At 51.4% G+C, this 3,721-nt stretch carries 4 protein-coding genes; 3 read left to right on the forward strand and 1 reads right to left on the reverse strand.

Annotated elements, in window-relative coordinates:
* A partial coding sequence (locus tag Q7V48_09180; protein MDO9210904.1) for a MarC family protein occupies positions 1–190 on the reverse strand: 190 nt, incomplete at its 3' end.
* A gap of 188 nt (positions 191–378) precedes the next feature.
* Here Q7V48_09180 and Q7V48_09185 point away from each other — a divergent pair.
* The 3 genes from Q7V48_09185 (at position 379) to fabG (ending at position 3,568) form a co-directional block, all read left to right on the forward strand.
* Positions 379–1,779, forward strand: a complete 1,401-nt coding sequence (locus Q7V48_09185) for a radical SAM protein (GenBank protein ID MDO9210905.1) — start codon at positions 379–381, stop codon at positions 1,777–1,779.
* Entirely contained in the window at positions 1,772–2,686 is a 915-nt protein-coding gene (locus Q7V48_09190) for an ACP S-malonyltransferase (protein ID MDO9210906.1), read from the forward strand. Before Q7V48_09185 ends, Q7V48_09190 begins: the two co-directional genes overlap by 8 nt.
* 141 nt (positions 2,687–2,827) lie before the next feature.
* The gene (gene fabG, locus Q7V48_09195; GenBank protein MDO9210907.1) at positions 2,828–3,568 is read left to right on the forward strand and encodes a 3-oxoacyl-[acyl-carrier-protein] reductase; all 741 of its coding nucleotides are present in this window, start codon (positions 2,828–2,830) and stop codon (positions 3,566–3,568) included.
* Positions 3,569–3,721 lie beyond the last annotated feature (153 nt).

A 3,721-nucleotide genomic window follows, 5' to 3' on the forward strand; every position in this document is an offset into this window, starting at 1 on the left:
TGCTCACCAGAACAGCTGTCAGGGTGGATTGATGGATCACTTTTTTTCGCGCAGACTGCTCCATCTCGGAAGTGAGGGAGACGAAAATGGGAAGAACCCCTAAGGCGTCGAAGGCCACAAAAAGGGGGATAAAAGGTAGAAAAATTTCTAAGGAGATCAGTTCCTTCCAAATGCTATCCAGCCAGCCCATGGAAATAGGATACAAAAAAAAACAGGATGAGACAAGGATATTCCATTTTGACTCCTGTCCTTTCCTGTGTTATTTTGGTTTTAAAAAAGCATCCAGCATTTAGCCATCAGTGATCAGATAGCCGGTAAAAGATATTGGAAGAGGGAAAGATTTGGCTGAGAGCTGAAGGCGGAAAGCTGTTTTTATTTATGCGCGTTCTGCTCATCTCTGCCAACGTTGAAAAACTTCCAGATCCTGTGGCCCCTTTGGGGCTGGCCTACCTTTCCTCTGCCCTGAAATTCCAGGGGTATGAGGTGCAGTGCCTCGACCTTTGCTTTGTCGAAAACTGGGAAGAGACGATAGGAAAATCGATCCGGGATTTTTCCCCGGAAGCTATCGGACTCTCCCTGCGGAACGTCGACAACGTATCCTACCCCGATACGGTCTCTTACCTTCCCTTCTATGAAAAGGTGGTAAGGTGTTGCCGGGAGTTTTCTGCGTCGCCCATAATTCTCGGCGGGTCGGGATTTACGCTCATGCCTGATGCCATTCTGGAGTATTTAGACGCCGACGGCGGCATCATCGGGGAAGGGGAAGAGGCCTTGGCCAAAGTTTTAATGGCCTTCACCAATGGTTTTTCTTCGGCTACCGATGGTTTTCTCAGCCGGAGGGTAAAAAGTCATGCCCAGCCGGCGTGGATTCGAGAATTGGATTCCCTTCCTCCTCCGGATTGGGAGGGCCTGGACCTAAAAAAATATTTCAGCCAGGGTGGAATGGGTAACCTCCAGTCCAAGCGGGGATGCCCATTTTCGTGCATCTATTGCACTTACCCGCTGATCGAAGGGAGAAAAGTTCGTCTCCGTTCACCCGCCAAAGTAGCCCAAGATGCCGAAGACCTTATCCGGCGGGGAGTTGAGAATGCCTTTATGGTCGATAATATTTTTAATTTCCCCGAGACCCACGCCCGCGATGTATGCCGGGCCTTGGTTGAAAAAAGGATTCCTCTCCAATGGTCTTGCTACGCGCATCCGTCCTACTTCAGTCCTGCTCTGGCCGAGGAAATGAAGATGGCCGGATGCACAGGGGTGGAGTTTGGCACGGATTCAGGAGCTCCGCAAGTGTTGGCCAAACTGGGCAAGAACTTCACCCCGCAAGACATCCGGCGAGCCACTCGTTTGGCCCGTGAGGCCGGGCTGGAAGTTTGCCATAGCCTTTCTTTGGGGGCGCCCGGAGAGACTTCAGAAACTCTGCAAGAAACTTTTAAGCTTATGGAAGAAATCTCTCCAACGGCGGTAATCGCCATGGTGGGCCTGCGCATCTTTCCCGGTACAGGATTGGCTATTCTGGCGGAAGAAGAAGGGATGATTCCTGCCTCCCATGATTTCCTGCAGCCGACCTTCTACATTGCTCCAGCAATTAAGGACAACGTTGTTGCCTTCGCCCAAGAAAAAGCGAAAGTCCATCCCAATTGGATCTTCCCAGGGCTGGGCATCCATGTCTCCCCCCGCCTGCAAACCAAATTGCGCAAGATGGGGGTGAAAGGTCCCCTCTGGGAGCACATGAAAATCAGGCGGGAGCGAAGGGCTGCCAAGAAGGAAACCCATGCCTAAAATCGCCTTTCTTTTCCCCGGCCAGGGCTCGCAATCCGTAGGTATGGTTCGTGGATTGGCGGCGTATCCCGGGGCCGTGGAATTATTCCAGCAAGCGAGCAGGGACCTTGAATTAGACCTCTTTGATCTATGCCTGAACGGGCCGGAAGAGATTCTTTCCCAAGACCTGTACGCCCAAGTTGCTGTACATGTGACCAACTGTGCGTATGCCGAGCAGATCAGCAAAAGCAATCTTACCCCCCGATTGGCTGCGGGTTTTAGCCTGGGGATCTTCTCCGCTCTGGTCGCGGCCGGGTCCCTCTCCTTCGAACAGGGTCTGGAGGGAGTTAGGATCGCTGCCGAGAAAATGTCCGAAGAAGGAAGATTCTATCAGGGGGCCATGGCGGCAATCATCGGGTTATCCGAAGGGGAGGTGCAGGCTGTTTGCCAGGAGGTGACCCGGGTTTTCGTGGCCTCGATCAACAGTTCCCACCAGGTGGTCATCTCCGGAGAGGAAGAGGCGGTGGAAAAAGCCATTCAACTTTGCGTACAGCGGGGAGCTTTATTGGCCAAACGTCTTCCCATTGGTTGGGCCATCCATACCCCTCTAATGGAACGCGCCTCGCGGGCCTTCGCGCAAGAAATAAAGGATTGGCAAATCCGCCCTCCGCGCTTCCCCGTTCTAAGCTACCTGAGGGCGGAATTTCTGAAAACGCCGGAAGAAATCAAGCAGGAATTAAGCGCTCAATTTTCTCAACCCAATTGTTGGCACAAGGTTCTCCTGCGGATGGTGGAAGAGGGGATCGATACATTCATCGAAGTTGGGCCCGGGAATGTGCTCTCCCAGATGGTTCGCTGGGTGAGTCGTTCAGCTCTGACTCTTACGGCAGAAGAAGTTGTCCAAAAAGGAAATACCTTAACCCTGTAAAAAGGATCGTTCCCCTTGAGGCCGGAAGGTGATAGCAGGGAGATTTAGAAAGAGATTTTTTGACTTTTTATAGGCTCATCCCGTATGATTAGATAAAAAACTGCCATGACCCTCTCTATAGATGGAAAGATGGAAGGAAGAATGAATTTCGAAGAACAGGTAGTTTTGATCACCGGCGGTTCCAAAGGAATCGGCAAAGCCATTGCTTGGGCCTTCGCCCGAAAGGGGGCCTCAGTGATCATCAACTATGGACATGATGAAGACGCAGCCCGGCAAATTGAATCGAAAATACAGCAAAGCGGGGGAAAGGCCCAAACCCAAAAAGCCGACGTCACCCGCAGCGACGAAGTGAGCGGCATGTTCAAAGGAATTCTCGACCAGTACCAGCGGCTGGACGTGCTGGTGAACAATGCCGGAGTTATCCGGGATGGACACATGATGCTTATGTCCGATAAGGACTGGAATACGGTCATCGACACCAACCTAAAAGGAACTTTCCTTTGCTGCCGGGCTGCCCTCCGACCCATGATCGGCCAGAAACGCGGGAGGATCATTAACCTGGCCTCTCCCAGCGCCATCACGGGCAGGGCAGGGCAGACCAATTATGCCGCTTCCAAAGGGGGTGTGATCAGCCTCACCAAATCTTTGGCCCGCGAAGCGGCACCTTGGGGAATTCTGGTCAACGCCGTTTGTCCGGGGGTTATCCAGACCGAATTAACTGAGAAGCTCGACCAAAAATTTAAGCAAGAATTTTTAAGCATGATTGCCCTGAAACGTTTTGGCCGGCCGGAGGAAGTAGCCTCCTTGGTGCTCTTCCTGGCTTCCGAAGAGGCTTCTTACATTACCGGACAGGTCATTAGCGTGGATGGAGGAATGGTTTGATTTTTTTCGCCACAGAGAACACAGAGATCACCGAGATGGGATAAACCAAAATTCAAAAAGTAAATTGCAAAATGAAAAATTAAAAGTTTAATTTTTTTTTAGTTTTTGATATGGGAACTTTATTTGTTCTCTGTGTTCTCTGTGACCTCTGTG

The organism is Deltaproteobacteria bacterium (assembly GCA_030654105.1).
In the GTDB taxonomy this organism is placed as follows: domain Bacteria; phylum Desulfobacterota; class SM23-61; order SM23-61; family SM23-61; genus JAHJQK01.

Coding starts and splice junctions, on each gene's coding strand:
- Q7V48_09185 (MDO9210905.1), top strand. CDS start 379: ATGCGCGTTCTGCTCATCTCTGCCAACGTTGAAAAACTTCCAGATCCT.
- Q7V48_09190 (MDO9210906.1), top strand. CDS start 1,772: ATGCCTAAAATCGCCTTTCTTTTCCCCGGCCAGGGCTCGCAATCCGTA.
- fabG (MDO9210907.1), top strand. CDS start 2,828: ATGAATTTCGAAGAACAGGTAGTTTTGATCACCGGCGGTTCCAAAGGA.